Annotated in this window: 16 protein-coding genes; 15 read left to right on the top strand and 1 reads right to left on the bottom strand. The window is 70.6% G+C overall.

The features are described from left to right. Positions 1-51 precede the first annotated feature (51 nt). The 15 genes from pgsA (at position 52) to OG782_RS06045 (ending at position 15556) form a co-directional block, all read left to right on the top strand. On the top strand, positions 52-693 hold the full coding sequence (gene pgsA, locus OG782_RS06115; protein WP_406458875.1) for a phosphatidylinositol phosphate synthase: 642 nt from the start codon (positions 52-54) through the stop codon (positions 691-693). Beyond that, positions 690-1619 (top strand): phosphatidylinositol mannoside acyltransferase, encoded by a 930-nt coding sequence (locus OG782_RS06110; protein ID WP_406448372.1) that lies wholly within the window; start codon positions 690-692, stop codon positions 1617-1619. The genes pgsA and OG782_RS06110 overlap by 4 nt, the downstream gene beginning before the upstream one ends. Positions 1620-1858: 239 nt before the next feature. Beyond that, on the top strand, positions 1859-3019 hold the full coding sequence (locus tag OG782_RS06105; protein WP_406448371.1) for a glycosyltransferase family 4 protein: 1161 nt from the start codon (positions 1859-1861) through the stop codon (positions 3017-3019). Between the two features lie 73 nt (positions 3020-3092). Continuing rightward, entirely contained in the window at positions 3093-3638 is a 546-nt protein-coding gene (locus OG782_RS06100; protein WP_406448370.1) for a hypothetical protein, read from the top strand. A 192-nt stretch (positions 3639-3830) separates the two neighbouring features. Further along, positions 3831-4751, top strand: coding sequence for a pyridoxal 5'-phosphate synthase lyase subunit PdxS (gene pdxS / locus OG782_RS06095; protein WP_406448369.1), 921 nt, complete (start codon positions 3831-3833; stop codon positions 4749-4751). Positions 4752-4757: 6 nt separating this feature from the next. Beyond that, the gene (gene pdxT, locus OG782_RS06090) at positions 4758-5351 is read left to right on the top strand and encodes a pyridoxal 5'-phosphate synthase glutaminase subunit PdxT (protein WP_406448368.1); all 594 of its coding nucleotides are present in this window, start codon (positions 4758-4760) and stop codon (positions 5349-5351) included. Positions 5352-5412: 61 nt separating this feature from the next. Then, a complete protein-coding gene (locus OG782_RS06085; RefSeq protein ID WP_406448367.1) occupies positions 5413-6165 on the top strand; it encodes a YebC/PmpR family DNA-binding transcriptional regulator in 753 nt (250 codons plus the stop codon). 133 nt (positions 6166-6298) lie between these two features. Next, positions 6299-6868 carry a crossover junction endodeoxyribonuclease RuvC gene (ruvC, locus tag OG782_RS06080; RefSeq protein ID WP_406448366.1) on the top strand — a complete coding sequence of 190 codons (570 nt, stop codon included), beginning with the start codon at positions 6299-6301 and terminating at the stop codon, positions 6866-6868. Further along, positions 6865-7491, top strand: a complete 627-nt coding sequence (ruvA, locus tag OG782_RS06075; RefSeq protein ID WP_406448365.1) for a Holliday junction branch migration protein RuvA — start codon at positions 6865-6867, stop codon at positions 7489-7491. The genes ruvC and ruvA overlap by 4 nt, the downstream gene beginning before the upstream one ends. A gap of 79 nt (positions 7492-7570) precedes the next feature. Next, positions 7571-8644 carry a Holliday junction branch migration DNA helicase RuvB gene (gene ruvB, locus OG782_RS06070; protein WP_406448364.1) on the top strand — a complete coding sequence of 358 codons (1074 nt, stop codon included), beginning with the start codon at positions 7571-7573 and terminating at the stop codon, positions 8642-8644. A 164-nt stretch (positions 8645-8808) separates the two neighbouring features. Beyond that, on the top strand, positions 8809-9294 hold the full coding sequence (gene yajC / locus OG782_RS06065; protein WP_406448363.1) for a preprotein translocase subunit YajC: 486 nt from the start codon (positions 8809-8811) through the stop codon (positions 9292-9294). Positions 9295-9440: 146 nt separating this feature from the next. Continuing rightward, the gene (gene secD, locus OG782_RS06060; protein WP_406448362.1) at positions 9441-11165 is read left to right on the top strand and encodes a protein translocase subunit SecD; all 1725 of its coding nucleotides are present in this window, start codon (positions 9441-9443) and stop codon (positions 11163-11165) included. Between the two features lies 1 nt (position 11166). Beyond that, entirely contained in the window at positions 11167-12273 is a 1107-nt protein-coding gene (gene secF / locus OG782_RS06055; protein ID WP_406448361.1) for a protein translocase subunit SecF, read from the top strand. Beyond that, positions 12270-12821 carry an adenine phosphoribosyltransferase gene (locus OG782_RS06050; RefSeq protein WP_406448360.1) on the top strand — a complete coding sequence of 184 codons (552 nt, stop codon included), beginning with the start codon at positions 12270-12272 and terminating at the stop codon, positions 12819-12821. The genes secF and OG782_RS06050 overlap by 4 nt, the downstream gene beginning before the upstream one ends. A gap of 170 nt (positions 12822-12991) precedes the next feature. After that, positions 12992-15556 (top strand): RelA/SpoT family protein, encoded by a 2565-nt coding sequence (locus OG782_RS06045; RefSeq protein ID WP_406448359.1) that lies wholly within the window; start codon positions 12992-12994, stop codon positions 15554-15556. A 77-nt stretch (positions 15557-15633) separates the two neighbouring features. On the opposite strand, the gene OG782_RS06040 is transcribed toward OG782_RS06045, so the two are convergent. Further along, positions 15634-16863, bottom strand: a complete 1230-nt coding sequence (locus OG782_RS06040) for a DUF349 domain-containing protein (RefSeq protein ID WP_406448358.1) — start codon at positions 16861-16863, stop codon at positions 15634-15636. Positions 16864-16964 lie beyond the last annotated feature (101 nt).

Below are 16964 nucleotides of genomic sequence, written 5' to 3'. Positions count from 1 at the left end.
CAGCCGGTGGCCGATGGGGCCATGCGGCCCACCCCGACCCTCGGGAAGGCCATGCTGAACAAGTACGCGCGTGCATTCTTTACGCGTGTCCTCACGCCGTTCGCCGCACTGCTGCTCCGTCTCGGCGTGAGTCCTGACGCGGTCACTCTGATCGGCACGGCCGGGGTGATGGCAGGTGCGCTGGTCTTCTTCCCCATGGGGGAGTTCTTCTGGGGCACCATCGTCATCACGATCTTCGTCTTCTCCGACCTCGTCGACGGCAACATGGCGCGGCAGGCCGGCATCTCCAGCCGGTGGGGCGCGTTCCTGGACTCGACCCTCGACCGGGTGGCCGACGGCGCGATCTTCGCCGGTTTCGCCCTCTGGTACGCGGGCAGCGGCGACGACAACGTCCTGTGCGCGGTCGCCATCTTCTGCCTCGCGAGCGGTCAGGTGGTCTCGTACACCAAGGCACGCGGTGAGTCGATCGGCCTGCCGGTGGCGGTCAACGGGCTCGTGGAGCGCGCCGAGCGGCTCGTGATCTCGCTGGTGGCCGCAGGTCTGGCGGGTCTCCACAAGTTCGGTGTGCCGGGCATCGAGATCCTCCTGCCGATCGCCCTGTGGATCGTCGCCGCGGGCAGCCTGGTGACGCTGGTGCAGCGGGTCGTGACCGTGCGCCGCGAGTCCGCCGAGGCCGATGCGGCCGCGCAGTGAGCGGCGCGTCCGGGGAGGCGAAGCCCGGTCCGAAGGAACGGCTCAGCGACGGGCTGTACGGGCTGGGCTGGGCCGCGGTGAAGAAGCTTCCCGAACCGGCCGCGCAGGCGCTGTTCCGCACCATCGCCGACCAGGTGTGGAAGCGGCGCGGCCGGAGCGTGCTGCGGCTGGAGTCCAACCTGGCGCGGGTGGTGCCGGACGCGAGCCCGGCCCGTCTCGCGGCGCTGTCCAAGGCCGGGATGCGCTCGTACATGCGCTACTGGATGGAGTCGTTCCGGCTGCCCACCTGGAGTCCGGAGCGGATCAAGGCGTCCATCGACGTGACGGACGCGCACCGGCTGACCGAAGGGCTGGACGCGGGACGCGGTGTCATCCTCGCCCTGCCGCACCTGGGGAACTGGGACCTGGCGGGGGCGTGGGTCACCACGGACCTGAAGGTTCCGTTCACCACGGTCGCCGAGCGGCTCAAGCCCGAGTCGCTGTACGACCGGTTCGTGGCGTACCGCGAGGGCCTGGGCATGGAGGTCCTGGCGCACAACGGCGGGACCGCGTTCGGGACGCTGGCGCGCCGGCTGCGCGAGGGCGGCCTGGTCTGCCTGGTGGCCGACCGCGACCTGTCGGCCTCCGGCGTCGAGGTGACGTTCTTCGGAGATACGGCCCGGATGCCCGCGGGCCCGGCCCTGCTGGCCCAGCAGACCGGTGCGCTGCTGCTGCCGGTGACCCTCTCCTACGACGACACGCCGGTGATGAAGGCGCGCATCCATCCGCCCGTCGAGGTGCCCGGCTCAGGTGACCGGACGGAGCGGACGTCCGCGATGACACAGGCCCTCGCCGACGCGTTCGCCCTGGGTATCGCCGAGCACCCGGAGGACTGGCACATGCTGCAACGGCTCTGGCTCGCCGACCTCGAACCCCGTGGAGACTAGGGCCTCTCGTTTGGATCATGCCGGGCCCACGCGGTCCGGCACGCGCTCCCCCGAGGTCTCGGCTTCGCTCGACCAGGGGGACCCCTCCGGCGTTGTCGTCGGTCGCCAATGCTCCTTCCCCGAGCTCTCGGCTTCGCTCGAGCGGGGGAGACCCCATCCGACTCCCTCCTCCGCCTCGCAGCTGCACGCACCGGACCCCGCTCCCTGATCCGGCCTGACCCAACCGAAAGGCCCTAGCAGTGAAGATCGGCATCGTCTGCCCGTACTCCTGGGACGTCCCGGGCGGCGTGCAGTTCCACATCCGTGATCTGGCCGAGCACCTGATCCGGCTCGGTCACCAGGTGTCCGTGCTGGCCCCGGCCGACGACGAGACGCCGCTGCCGCCGTACGTCGTGTCCGCGGGCCGGGCCGTACCCGTCCCGTACAACGGTTCCGTCGCCCGGCTGAACTTCGGCTTCCTGTCCGCGGCGCGGGTGCGGCGGTGGCTGCACGACGGCACCTTCGACGTGATCCACATCCATGAGCCGACCTCGCCCTCGCTGGGGCTGCTGACCTGCTGGGCCGCCCAGGGGCCGATCGTCGCCACGTTCCACACGTCCAATCCGCGCTCCCGGGCGATGATCGCCGCCTACCCGATCCTCCAGCCGGCGCTGGAGAAGATCAGCGCCCGCATCGCGGTGAGCGAGTACGCGCGAAGGACCCTGGTCGAGCATCTGGGCGGCGACGCGGTCGTCATCCCCAACGGGGTGGACGTCGGGTTCTTTGCCGCGGCCGAGCCGAGGCCCGAGTGGCAGGGGGGAACCATCGGGTTCATCGGGCGGATCGACGAACCCCGCAAGGGCCTGCCCGTCCTGATGCGGGCCCTGCCCGCGATCCTGGCCGCACGGCCGGACACGAGGCTGCTGGTGGCCGGCCGGGGCGACGAGGAGGAGGCGGTCGCCTCGCTGCCGAAGGAGATGCGCTCGCGGGTCGAGTTCCTCGGCATGGTGAGCGACGAGGACAAGGCGCGGCTGCTGCGCAGCGTCGACGTGTACGTCGCGCCCAACACCGGCGGCGAGAGCTTCGGCATCATCCTGGTCGAGGCCATGTCGGCGGGTGCGCCGGTCCTGGCCAGCGATCTGGACGCCTTCGCGCAGGTCCTGGACCTGGGCGCGGCGGGCGAACTGTTCGCCAACGAGAACGCCGACGCGCTGGCCGCGGCGGCCGTCCGGCTGCTCGGCGACCCGGAGCGGCGCACGGAGCTGCGCGAGCGCGGCAGCGCACATGTGCGGCGCTTCGACTGGTCGACGGTCGGGGCGGACATCCTCGCGGTGTACGAGACGGTGGCGGACGGGGCGGCATCGGTGGCCGCGGACGAACGCACGGGGCTGCGGGCCCGGCTCGGGCTGGCCCGGGAGTGAGAGTTTCCCCGGACGGCACCCGCGCCGCCCGGGGACGCTGTGCGGCGCCCGCTCCCCGGTAGCCTTGCCGCCCGTGACCGAAACCCTCATCTGGACCGCCGTCGTGATCATCGCGATCGGCCTGTATCTCAGCTGGACCGCCGGCCGTCTCGACCGGCTGCACACCCGTATCGACGCGGCCCGGGCCGCCCTCGACGCGCAACTGCTGCGCCGCGCCTCGGTCACCCAGGAACTCGCCACGTCCGGTGTCCTCGACCCGGCCGCCTCCATCGTCCTGTACGAGGCCGCGCACGCCGCCCGCCAGTCGCCTCAGGAGCACCGCGAGGTGGCCGAGAGCGAACTGAGCACCGCCCTGCGCGCGGTGTTCGGCGAGACGGCCCAGGTGGAGGCGGTGAAGGAGATCCCCGGCGGCGAGGAGGCCGCGTCCGAGCTGGCCGCGGCCGTGCGGCGGGTCCCGATGGCGCGCAGGTTCCACAACGACGCGGTGCGCGCCGCACGTGCGCTGCGCCGCCACCGCACGGTGCGCTGGTTCCGGCTGGCCGGGCACGCCCCGTTCCCGCTGGCCTTCGAGATGGACGACGAGCCGCCGGTCGCCCTGGCGGACCGCCCCGTCAGCTGACACCGGCGGCCCGGGGGCGAGGTGACATCGGCGGGCTCGGGGTGCGCGGCCTGCCCGCGTCCGCCGCCGTACCGGGCCAAAACGATCCACCGGCCTTCCATTGGCCCTTGCTGTGGACTGGTGCCGGAGAGTTTGCTCAGCAGTGCATCACCCCTGCACGTTCAGCATCTTTTCTCCGAGTGAGGTCGATCCGTGTCCACGCTTCCCACCACCCCGCAGTCCGCCGACGCCCCCGCCACCGGCACCGCCCGCGTCAAGCGCGGCATGGCCGAGCAGCTCAAGGGCGGCGTGATCATGGACGTCGTCAACGCCGAGCAGGCGAAGATCGCCGAGGACGCGGGCGCCGTGGCCGTCATGGCCCTGGAGCGGGTGCCGGCCGACATCCGCAAGGACGGCGGCGTGGCCCGGATGTCCGACCCGAACATGATCGAGGAGATCATCGAGGCGGTCTCCATCCCGGTGATGGCCAAGTCCCGCATCGGGCACTTCGTCGAGGCGCAGGTCCTGCAGTCCCTCGGCGTCGACTACATCGACGAGTCCGAGGTCCTCACCCCGGCCGACGAGGTCAACCACAGCGACAAGTTCGCCTTCACCACCCCCTTCGTCTGTGGCGCCACCAACCTGGGCGAGGCCCTGCGCCGTATCGCCGAGGGCGCGGCCATGATCCGCTCGAAGGGCGAGGCCGGTACCGGCAACGTCGTCGAGGCCGTCCGTCACCTGCGTCAGATCAAGAACGAGATCGCCCGGCTGCGCGGCTACGACAACAACGAGCTATACGCCGCCGCCAAGGACCTGCGCGCCCCGTACGAGCTGGTCAAGGAGGTCGCCGAGCTCGGCAAGCTGCCCGTCGTCCTCTTCTCCGCAGGTGGCGTCGCCACCCCGGCCGACGCCGCGCTGATGCGCCAGCTCGGCGCCGAGGGCGTCTTCGTCGGCTCCGGCATCTTCAAGTCCGGCGACCCGGCCAAGCGCGCCGCCGCCATCGTGAAGGCCACCACCTTCTACGACGACCCGAAGATCATCGCGGACGCCTCCCGCAACCTGGGCGAGGCCATGGTCGGCATCAACTGCGACACCCTGCCCGAGGCCGAGCGCTACGCAAACCGCGGCTGGTAGTCACTGATGAGCGACACCCCTGTGATCGGCGTCCTGGCTCTCCAGGGCGACGTACGGGAACACCTGATCGCCCTGGCCTCGGCGGACGCCCTGGCCAGGCCGGTCCGGCGTCCCGAGGAACTCGCCGAGGTCGACGGCCTGGTCATCCCCGGCGGCGAGTCCACCACGATGTCCAAGCTGGCCGCCCTGTTCGGCATGCTCGAACCGCTGCGCGAGCGGGTACGCGCCGGGATGCCGGTCTACGGCACCTGCGCCGGAATGATCCTGCTCGCCGACAAGATCCTCGACCCGCGCTCGGGCCAGGAGACCGTCGGCGGCATCGACATGATCGTGCGCCGTAATGCTTTCGGGCGGCAGAACGAGTCGTTCGAGGCGGCCGTGGAGGTCGCGGGTATCGACGGCGGGCCGGTGGAGGGCGTCTTCATCCGCGCCCCCTGGGTCGAGTCCGTGGGCGCGCAGGCCAAGGTGGTCGCCGAGCACGGCGGCCATATCGTGGCGGTACGGCAGGGAAACGCCCTCGCCACGTCCTTCCACCCGGAATTGACCGGGGACCACCGGCTTCACGCGTACTTCGTCGACATGGTGCGCGCAGTCACCTGACTCGACCCCGGTAGGATCTCTCGGGTTCGTACGGAATTTGGTGACGCGAAGGAGAAGGCAGATGTCCGGCCACTCTAAATGGGCTACGACGAAGCACAAGAAGGCCGTGATTGACGCCAAGCGCGGCAAGCTCTTCGCGAAGCTGATCAAGAACATCGAGGTCGCTGCCCGCACCGGCGGTGTGGACCCCGAGGGCAACCCGACCCTTGTGGACGCGATCCAGAAGGCGAAGAAGAGCTCGGTCCCGAACAAGAACATCGACTCCGCGGTCAAGCGCGGTGGCGGTCTCGAAGCGGGCGGCGTCGACTACCAGACGATCATGTACGAGGGCTACGGCCCGAACGGTGTCGCGGTGCTCATCGAGTGCCTCACCGACAACCGCAACCGCGCCGCCTCCGACGTGCGTGTCGCCATGACGCGCAACGGCGGTTCGATGGCCGACCCCGGCTCGGTCTCGTACCTGTTCAACCGCAAGGGCGTCGTCATCGTCCCCAAGGGTGAACTCTCCGAGGACGATGTGCTGGGCGCGGTGCTCGAAGCCGGCGCCGAGGAGGTCAACGACCTCGGTGAGAGCTACGAGGTCGTCAGCGAGGCCACCGACATGGTCGCGGTCCGCACCGCGCTCCAGGAGGCGGGCATCGACTACGACTCGGCCGAGGCCAACTTCCTGCCGACGATGCAGGTCGACCTCGACGAGGAGGGCGCGCGCAAGATCTTCAAGCTGATCGACGCGCTGGAGGACAGCGACGACGTGCAGAACGTCTTCGCCAACTTCGACGTCTCCGACGAGGTCATGGAGAAGGTCGACGCCTGAGCGTTACCGGGTGACCTGCGCAGCTTCTGCGGGGACGGGCCGACGGGGACACACCCCGTCGGCCCGTCGCATTGTCAGTGCGAGCCGATAGCCTGCCAGAACAGTTGACCGATCGGCAGGGAGGGGGCGAACCATGCGAGTTCTCGGGGTGGACCCAGGGCTGACCCGGTGCGGTGTCGGAGTCGTCGAAGGCGTCGCCGGCCGTCCCCTGACCATGATCGGCGTCGGAGTCGTGCGCACCCCGGCCGACGCCGAGCTCGGCCACCGGCTGGTGGCCATCGAGCGCGGCATCGAGGAGTGGCTCGACGAGCACCGGCCCGAATTCGTGGCCGTGGAGCGGGTCTTCGCCCAGCACAACGTCCGTACGGTGATGGGCACCGCCCAGGCCAGCGCGGTCGCCATGCTCTGCGCCTCCCGGCGCGGCATCCCGGTGGCCCTGCACACCCCCAGCGAGGTCAAGGCCGCCGTCACCGGCAGCGGGCGTGCGGACAAGGCGCAGGTCGGCGCCATGGTCACCCGGCTCCTGCGACTGGACGCCCCGCCGAAACCCGCCGACGCGGCGGACGCCCTCGCCCTCGCCATCTGCCACATCTGGCGCGCCCCCGCGCTCAACCGCCTCCAGCAGGCGCACGCGGCCGCCGCGGCCCGTACCCCGCGCGTCCCGCGCACCGCAGCAGTCCCCGTCCGGAAGGTCCCCCGATGATCGCCTTCGTCAGCGGCGCTGTCGCCGCACTCTCCCCGACCACGGCCGTGATCGAGGTCGGCGGCATCGGCATGGCCGTCCAGTGCGCGCCGAACACCCTCGCCGCCCTCCGTATCGGCAAGGAGGCCAAGGTCGCCACCTCCCTCGTCGTACGGGAGGACTCACTGACGCTCTACGGCTTCGCCGACGACGACGAGCGGCAGGTCTTCGAGCTGCTCCAGACGGCCAGCGGGGTCGGGCCCAGGCTCGCCCAGGCCATGCTCGCCACGCACAGCCCCGACACGCTGCGCGTCGCCGTGGCCACCGGCGACGAGAAGGCGCTCACCGCCGTCTCCGGCATCGGCAAGAAGGGCGCCCAGAAGCTCCTGCTCGAACTGAAGGACCGGCTCGGCGAGCCCGTCGGCGCCCAGATCGGCCGGCAGGGCATCGGCGCCGCGGTCTCCTCCTCCTGGCGCGACCAGCTCCAGGCCGCGCTCATCGGTCTCGGCTACGCGACCCGCGAGGCGGACGAGGCGGTGTCCGCGGTGGCACCGCAGGCGGAGGCGGCCCTCGCCGAGGGAGCCCAGCCGCCCGTGCCGCAACTGCTGCGCGCCGCCCTGCAGACCCTCAACCGCGCGCGCTGAGCGGGCCCGGGCACCACCCTGACGCCCGGCCCGGCACACCGCGGCCCGGCACCGAGACACCCGAGGCGGGACTGACGAGATGAACTGGGACGAGACCGGACCCGACACCGACGAGCTCCTCGACGAGCGGCTCGTCGACGCCGTCGCGGACGGCGAGGACACCGCGGTCGAGGCCGCGCTGCGCCCCAAGGACCTCGACGAGTTCGTCGGCCAGGAGAAGGTGCGCGAACAGCTCGACCTGGTACTCAAGGCGGCCCGCGCCCGCGGCGCCACCGCCGACCACGTACTGCTCTCCGGCGCCCCGGGGCTGGGCAAGACCACCCTCTCCATGATCATCGCCGCCGAGATGAACGCGCCGATCCGGATCACCTCCGGTCCGGCCATCCAGCACGCCGGGGACCTGGCGGCGATCCTGTCCTCGCTCCAGGAGGGCGAGGTCCTCTTCCTCGACGAGATCCACCGCATGTCCCGGCCCGCCGAGGAGATGCTCTACATGGCGATGGAGGACTTCCGGGTCGACGTGATCGTCGGCAAGGGCCCCGGAGCCACCGCCATCCCGCTGGAGCTGCCGCCCTTCACCCTGGTCGGCGCCACCACCAGGGCCGGACTGCTGCCGCCCCCGCTCCGCGACCGCTTCGGCTTCACCGGGCACATGGAGTTCTACGCCCCCGCCGAACTGGAACGGGTGATTCACCGCTCGGCCCGCCTCCTGGACGTCGAGATCGACGTCGAGGGCGCCGCGGAGATCGCCGGACGCTCCCGCGGCACGCCCCGGATCGCCAACCGGCTGCTGCGCCGCGTACGGGACTACGCGCAGGTCAAGGCCGACGGCCGGATCGACCGGGAGATCGCCGCCGCAGCGCTCCGGGTGTACGAGGTCGACGCCCGGGGGCTCGACCGGCTGGACCGCGCGGTGCTCGGCGCCCTGCTGAAGCTCTTCGGCGGCGGCCCGGTCGGCCTGTCCACGCTCGCGGTCGCCGTGGGGGAGGAGCGCGAGACGGTCGAGGAGGTCGCCGAGCCGTTCCTCGTAAGGGAAGGACTGCTGGCCAGGACGCCGCGGGGACGGGTCGCCACACCCGCTGCCTGGGCCCACCTCGGCCTGGTTCCTCCGCAGCACGGCGGAAAGGGACAACAGGGCCTGTTCGGGGCGTGATGCGTCACAGGTTGGCCCGCAGAGGAACCCCGGTGCCATGCTGGGCGTTGTTCCATCGATGCGGACTCGCTTAGACTCCGCCGATGCCGCCCTTAAAGGTCGGTGTACCCACCCCCGTAGACCAGGCCGCCTTCCAGCGCGGTCGTGCGAAGGAAACTCGTCCCGTGAATCCCGTGACTCTCCTCCCCTTCATCGTGCTCATCGGGGCCATGTTCCTGATGACGCGGTCCGCCAAGAAGAAGCAGGCGGCGGCTGCGAACATGCGCAATGAAATGCAGCCCGGCACCGGCGTCCGGACGATCGGGGGCATGTACGCCACCGTCAAGGAGCTTCACGACGACACGGTCCTCCTTGAGGTCGCCCCCGGCGTCCACGCCATCTACGCCAAGAACGCCATCGGTGCCGTCCTCGACGACGCGGAGTACAACCGCATCGTCCACGGCGACGAGGGCGAGCTCGACGGCGCGGTCGTGCCGGACGACGCCTCCTCGCTGACCGAGGCCGACGCCGCCGACGAGGACACCTCGGACGACGCGAAGACCGACCTGGTCAAGAAGACCGGATCCGACGCGGACGACACCGTGAAGGCCGACGACGAGGGCGACAAGAAGTCCGAGGGCAAGGCCGACGGCGAGGCCGACGCGAAGTAGCACACGACCCGGGGATGCCGTGAGCCCACAGGCATCCGGCCATCCCCGGACCGTGCGGTCTTCTGCGGGGGCGGGTCCCCACTAAACTTCGTGGCCGCTCGGGCGCGTACCCGGCGCGGGGCGGTTGGACAGGGAGATACGAGAAGGTGGCAGCACCGAAGAAGGGCCGAGGACCGGCCGGCGGTCAGGGCAGGCCGGGGCGTGCCCTGGCTCTGATCCTGATCGTCATGGTCGCCCTCACCGGCGGGATGTTCCTGGCCGACCAGCCGACGCCGCGACTCGGCATCGACCTGGCGGGTGGCACGTCCATCACGCTCGAGGCGAAGGCCGAGCCGGGCCAGGAACAGGCGATCAACCAGACCAACATGGATACAGCGGTCGAGATCATGAACCGCCGTGTCAACGGACTGGGGGTCTCCGAAGCAGAGGTCCAGACGCAGGGCAAGAGCAACATCATCGTCAACATCCCCAAGGGCACGAACTCCGCCCAGGCCCGGGAGCAGGTCGGTACCACGGCCAAGCTCTACTTCCGGCCGGTGCTGACCGTCGCCCAGGGGACGCCCACCCCCGCGCCCAGCGCCTCGTCCTCCGACAAGGCCAGCCCTTCGGCGACGCCGAAGGCATCGTCGAGCGACAAGGCCGCCAGCCCGTCCTCGACGCCGAGCACGACCGCCACCACCCAGGGCCGCGCGGTCACCGGCGCCCTGAAGGCCGACTCCTCGCCCACGCCGAAGGCGAGCACCACCCCCACCGCCTCCGCGGAGGAGCAGGCGGCCGCGGCCAAGCTGCAGAAGCAGTTCGAGACGCTCGACTGCTCCAGCCAGGCCTCCCGCGCCAAGGCGGCCCAGGGCGCCAAGCCCACTGACACGGTCGTCGCGTGCAGCTCCGAGGGCGACGCGAAGTACGTGCTCGGCCCGGCCGAGGTGTCCGGCACCGAGGTCGACAGCGCCAAGGCCAACTTCGACCAGCAGCGCGGCATGTGGATCGTCTCCATGGAGTTCTCCGACAAGGGCTCCAAGCAGTTCCAGACGATCACCAAGAAGCTCTCCGCGCAGCAGTCCCCGCAGAACCAGTTCGCCATCGCGCTGGACGGCGAGGTCGTCTCCGCACCCCAGGTCAACGAGACGCTCAGCGGCAGCGCCGAGATCTCCGGCAGCTTCACGCAGCAGTCCGCCGAGGACCTGGCCAACGTGCTCTCCTACGGAGCGCTCCCGCTCTCCTTCAAGGAGCAGAGCGTCACCACCGTCACCGCCGCACTCGGTGGCGAGCAGCTCAGGGCCGGCCTCATCGCCGGCGCCATCGGTCTGGCCCTCGTGGTCATCTACCTGGTGGCCTACTACCGCGGGCTGGCGCTCATCGCGCTCCTCAGCCTCCTGGTCTCCGGCATCCTGACCTACACGATCATGTCGTTGCTCGGCCCGGCCATCGGATTCGCGCTGAACCTGCCCGCTGTCTGCGGGGCCATCGTGGCCATCGGTATCACCGCGGACTCGTTCATCGTGTACTTCGAACGCATCCGGGACGAGATCCGCGAGGGCCGCACGCTGCGTCCGGCCGTCGAGCGGGCCTGGCCGCGCGCCCGGCGCACCATCCTGGTCTCCGACTTCGTGTCGTTCCTGGCCGCGGCGGTGCTCTTCGTGGTCACCGTCGGCAAGGTCCAGGGATTCGCGTTCACGCTGGGACTCACCACCCTGCTCGACGTGGTCGTGGTGTTCCTGTTCACCAAGCCCCTCATGACGATCCTGGCCCGCACGAAGTTCTTCGCGAGCGGCCACCCGTGGTCCGGGCTGGACCCGAAGCGGCTCGGTGCCAAGCCGCCGCTGCGTCGTTCTCGCCGTGTCAACGCCCCCACCGACCCGAAGGAGGCGTGAGATGTCGCGACTCGGCAATCTCGGCGCCCGTCTCTACCGCGGCGAGGTCGGCTACGACTTCATCGGCAAGCGCAAGATCTGGTACGGCGTCTCGATCCTGATCACCATCACGGCCATCGTCGGCCTGGCGGTCAGCGGCCTGAACATGGGCATCGAGTTCAAGGGCGGTGCCGTCTTCACCACCCCGAAGACGAGCGTGTCCGTCTCCGCGGCGGAGGACCTGGCGACTGAGGCCTCCGGGCACCAGGCGATCGTCCAGAAGCTCGGCAACGGCGGTCTGCGCATCCAGATCACCGAGGTCGACACCGCGAAGTCCGACCAGATCCAGGACAAGCTCGCCGGGGACCTCGGCGTCCCCCGCGACAAGATCGCCGCGGACCTGGTCGGCCCCAGCTGGGGTGAGCAGGTCGCCAACAAGGCATGGACCGGTCTCGGCGTCTTCATGGTCCTCGTGGTCATCTACCTGGCCATCGCCTTCGAATGGCGCATGGCCATCGCGGCCCTCGTCGCGCTGATCCACGACATCACCATCACGGTCGGCGTCTACGCCCTCGTCGGCTTCGAGGTCACGCCGGGCACCGTGATCGGTCTGCTGACGATCCTCGGTTACTCCCTCTACGACACGGTCGTCGTCTTCGACAGCCTCAAGGAGGGCACGAAGGGGATCACCAAGCAGACCAGGTGGACGTACAGCGAGATCGCCAACCGTTCCATCAACGGCACGCTGGTCCGCTCGATCAACACCACGGTCGTCGCGCTGCTGCCGGTCGCCGGTCTGCTGTTCATCGGCGGTGGCGTCCTGGGCGCCGGCATGCTGAACGACATCTCCCTGGCCCTCTTCGTCGGCCTCGCCGCCGGCGCGTACTCCTCGATCTTCATCGCCACCCCGCTCGTCGCCGACCTGAAGGAACGCGACCCGCAGATGAAGGCCCTGAAGAAGCGGGTCCTCGCCAAGCGCGCGGCCGCCGCCGCCAAGGGCGAGGACGCCGAGGCGGAGCAGGAGCAGGACGAGTACGAGCCCGAGGACGCCGCGCCCGCCGGTGCGGTCGTCGGCCAGCGCCAGCAGCCCCCCAGGGGCCACGGCCGGACCCCCGGGAAGCGTCGATGACCAGCACCACCGAGAGCACGAGGGAACTCCTGCTCAGCCGGATCCGTGACGTCGCGGACTACCCGAAGCCGGGCGTGATGTTCAAGGACATCACGCCGCTGCTCGCGGACCCGGTCGCTTTCACGGCCCTCACCGACGCCCTCGCGGAACTGTGCGTACGGCACGGCGCCACGAAGGTCGTCGGCCTGGAGGCCCGCGGCTTCATCCTGGCCGCACCGGTAGCGGTGCGGGCCGGCCTCGGCTTCGTACCCGTCCGCAAGGCGGGGAAGCTCCCGGGGGCCACGCTCAGCCAGGCGTACGAGCTGGAGTACGGCACCGCGGAGATCGAGGTCCACGCGGAGGACCTGTCGGCCGACGACCGGATCATGGTCATCGACGACGTCCTGGCCACCGGCGGCACCGCCGGTGCCTCGCTGGAGCTCATCCGCAGGGCCGGAGCCCGGGTCGCCGGCGTCGCGGTCCTCATGGAGCTGGGCTTCCTGGCAGGCCGGGACCGACTGGCCCAGAGCCTTCAGGGCGCTCCGCTGGAGGCCCTGATCACGGTCTGAGCGGCCGCAGGAACCGGCGCGGACACCGCGCACGCGCAACGACGGGCACCCGGGAAACAACCGGGTGCCCGTCGCGCATGGTGAGGGCTGTCACGGTCCCCGGGGGAGGACCGGCGCCGAGGTCGATACGATGGCCTTTCCGGGTGTCCGGATCCGCACGAGGAGCGCTCTTGCCAGACGAGGCCCAGCCAGTCGCCGCCCCGCAGCCCGACAAGCCCGCGGCGGCCTCCGTCACGCCCGCGAAGCAGCAGCCCGCGGAGAAGCCGAAGCCCCCGGCGCCCGAGCCCGGCACGGGACCGGCGCCCGCCGGGGCGAACGGACCCGCCCCCCTTTCACCCGCCCAGCCCGCTGTCCCCGCCTCCCCGGCCCCGACGGCGCCCAAGCCTCCTGGGAAGCCCGCGGCGGGGTCCGCGTCCTCGGGCCCGGTGTCCCGCGCCGGCGGCTCCTCCAACCGGGTCCGGGCCAGGCTGGCCCGCCTCGGCGTCCAGCGCTCCAGCCCGTACAACCCGGTGCTGGAACCGCTGCTGCGCATCGTCCGCAGCAACGACGCCAAGATCGAGACCGCCACGCTCCGCCAGATCGAGAGCGCCTACCAGGTCGCCGAACGCTGGCACCGCGGCCAGAAGCGCAAGAGCGGCGACCCGTACATCACGCATCCGCTCGCCGTGACGACGATCCTCGCCGAGCTGGGCATGGATCCGGCCACTCTGATGGCGGGGCTGCTGCACGACACGGTCGAGGACACCGAGTACGGCCTGGACACCCTGCGCCGTGACTTCGGCGACCAGGTCGCCCTGCTCGTCGACGGCGTCACCAAGCTGGACAAGGTCAAGTTCGGCGAGGCCGCGCAGGCCGAGACCGTGCGCAAGATGGTCGTCGCCATGGCCAAGGACCCCCGGGTCCTGGTCATCAAGCTCGCCGACCGGCTCCACAACATGCGCACCATGCGCTACCTCAAGCGGGAGAAGCAGGAGAAGAAGGCCCGCGAGACGCTGGAGATCTACGCCCCCCTGGCCCACCGCCTGGGCATGAACACCATCAAGTGGGAACTGGAGGACCTCGCCTTCGCGATCCTCTACCCCAAGATGTACGACGAGATCGTCCGCCTCGTCGCCGAGCGGGCGCCCAAGCGCGACGAATACCTCGCCATAGTGACCGACGAGGTCCAGTCCGACCTGCGCGCCGCCCGCATCAAGGCCACCGTCACCGGGCGGCCGAAGCACTACTACAGCGTCTACCAGAAGATGATCGTGCGCGGCCGCGACTTCGCCGAGATCTACGACCTGGTGGGCATCCGCGTCCTCGTCGACACGGTCCGCGACTGCTACGCGGCGCTCGGCACGGTGCACGCGCGATGGAATCCGGTACCCGGCCGGTTCAAGGACTACATCGCGATGCCCAAGTTCAACATGTACCAGTCCCTGCACACCACGGTGATCGGCCCCAGCGGCAAGCCCGTCGAGCTGCAGATCCGTACGTTCGACATGCACCGCCGTGCCGAGTACGGCATCGCCGCGCACTGGAAGTACAAGCAGGAGGCCGTCGCGGGCGCCTCCAAGGTGCGTACCGACGTCCCCAAGAACACCGGCCGCGGCCAGGACACCGTCAACGACATGGCGTGGCTGCGCCAGCTCCTGGACTGGCAGAAGGAGACCGAGGACCCCAGCGAGTTCCTGGAGTCGCTGCGCTTCGACCTCTCGCGCAACGAGGTCTTCGTCTTCACACCGAAGGGCGACGTCATAGCGCTCCCGGCAGGGGCGACACCGGTCGACTTCGCGTACGCCGTCCATACGGAGGTCGGCCACCGGACCATAGGAGCACGGGTCAACGGGCGGCTGGTACCGCTGGAGTCGACGCTCGACAACGGTGACCTGGTGGAGGTCTTCACCTCCAAGGCGGCCGGCGCCGGGCCCTCGCGCGACTGGCTCGGCTTCGTCAAGTCGCCGCGGGCCCGCAACAAGATCCGCGCCTGGTTCTCCAAGGAGCGCCGCGACGAGGCGATCGAGCAGGGCAAGGACTCCATCGCACGGGCCATGCGCAAGCAGAACCTGCCGATCCAGCGCATCCTGACGGGCGACTCACTGGTCACCCTCGCCCACGAGATGCGCTACCCCGACATCTCCTCCCTCTACGCCGCGATCGGCGAGGGACATGTGGCGGCGGCCGGCGTCGTGCAGAAGCTGGTCCAGGCGCTCGGTGGCGAGGACGCGGCCAACGAGGACCTGGAGGAGAGCACACCGCCCTCCCGCAGCCGCAACAAGCGCCGCTCCAACGCCGATCCGGGTGTCGTCGTCAAGGGCGTCGACGACGTCTGGGTCAAACTGGCCCGCTGTTGCACCCCCGTCCCCGGCGACCCGATCATCGGCTTCGTCACCCGCGGCAGCGGCGTGTCCGTGCACCGCGCCGACTGCGTCAACGTCGACTCGCTGTCGCAGCAGCCGGAACGGATCCTGGAGGTCGAGTGGGCGCCGACCCAGTCCTCGGTCTTCCTGGTCGCCATCCAGGTCGAGGCGCTGGACCGCTCCCGGCTCCTCTCGGACGTCACCCGGGTCCTGTCCGACCAGCACGTCAACATCCTGTCGGCGGCGGTGCAGACCTCCCGCGACCGGGTGGCCACCTCGCGCTTCACCTTCGAGATGGGCGACCCCAAGCACCTGGGGCACGTCCTGAAGGCCGTACGCGGCGTGGAGGGCGTCTACGACGTCTACCGGGTGACCTCGGCCCGCAGGCCGTAGGACACGCCCCAGGACATGGAGCGGGCCCCGGTACGCAATGCGTACCGGGGCCCGCTCCATGTCCTGCCGGGGCCGGATCAGCCGCCGAACTCCTCCAGGCCCTTGAGCGCCTGGTCCAGGAGCGCCTGCCGGCCCTCCAGCTCACGGGCCAGCTTGTCCGCACGGGCGTTGTTGCCCGAGGCGCGGGCCGTGTCGATCTGCGTACGCAGCTTGTCGACGGCCGCCTGGAGCTGCCCGGTCAGACCCGCGGCACGGGCACGTGCCTCCGGGTTGGTCCGGCGCCACTCCGACTCCTCGGCCTCCTGGAGCGCCCGCTCCACCGCCTGCATCCGGCCCTCGACCTTCGGGCGGGCGTCACGCGGTACGTGGCCGATGGCCTCCCAGCGCTCGTTGAGGGCCCTGAACGCGGCCCTGGCCGCCTTCAGGTCCTTCACCGGCACCAGCTTCTCGGCCTCGACGGCGAGCTCCTCCTTGAGCGTGAGGTTCCCGCCCTGCTCCGCGTCCCGCTCGGCGAAGACCCCGCTGCGGGCGGCGAAGAAGACGTCCTGGGCGCCGCGGAAACGGTTCCACAGGTCGTCCTCGGCCTCGCGCTGAGCGCGGCCCGCCGCCTTCCACTCCGTCATCAGGTCGCGGTAACGGGCGGCCGTCGTGCCCCAGTCGGTGGAGCCGGAGAGCGACTCGGCCTCGACGACCAGCTTCTCCTTGGCCTTGCGGGCCTCCTCGCGCTGGGCGTCCAGCGAGGCGAAGTGGGCCTTGCGGCGCTTGGAGAACGCCGAGCGGGCGTGCGAGAAGCGGTGCCACAGCTCGTCGTCCGACTTGCGGTCGAGCCGCGGCAGCCCCTTCCAGGTGTCGACGAGGGCGCGCAGCCGCTCGCCCGCGGAGCGCCACTGCTCGCTCTGCGCCAGCTCCTCGGCCTCGACGACCAGAGCCTCCTTGGCGTGCTTCGCCTCGTCGGTCTGCTTCGCCTTCTGGGCCTTGCGCTCCTCGCGTCGCGAGTCGACCGTCGCCACCAGGGCGTCCAGCCGCTTGCGCAGCGCGTCCAGGTCGCCGACGGCATGGTGCTCGTCGACCTGCCCGCGCAGATGCTCGATGGCGGTCGTCGCGTCCTTCGCCGACAGGTCGGTGGTCTTCACCCGCCGCTCGAGGAGGCCGATCTCGACCACAATGCCCTCGTACTTGCGCTCGAAGTAGGCCAGGGCCTCCTCCGGAGAACCGGCCTGCCACGATCCGACAACCTGCTCGCCGTCGGCTGTACGCACGTACACGGTGCCCGTCTCATCGACACGGCCCCACGGGTCGCTGGTCACAGCGCCTCCTCCACCTGATGCCCCCGAGAGGGTTCGCCCCCCTGGCATCGTCCACAGTTTCCTGGGGCGGGCAGCGCCCGCCCTGCACAACGCCAATCTAG

It is taken from the genome of Streptomyces sp. NBC_00876 (assembly GCF_045207435.1).
Taxonomy (GTDB): domain Bacteria; phylum Actinomycetota; class Actinomycetes; order Streptomycetales; family Streptomycetaceae; genus Streptomyces.
This window is presented reverse-complemented; position numbering and strand designations above follow the sequence as displayed.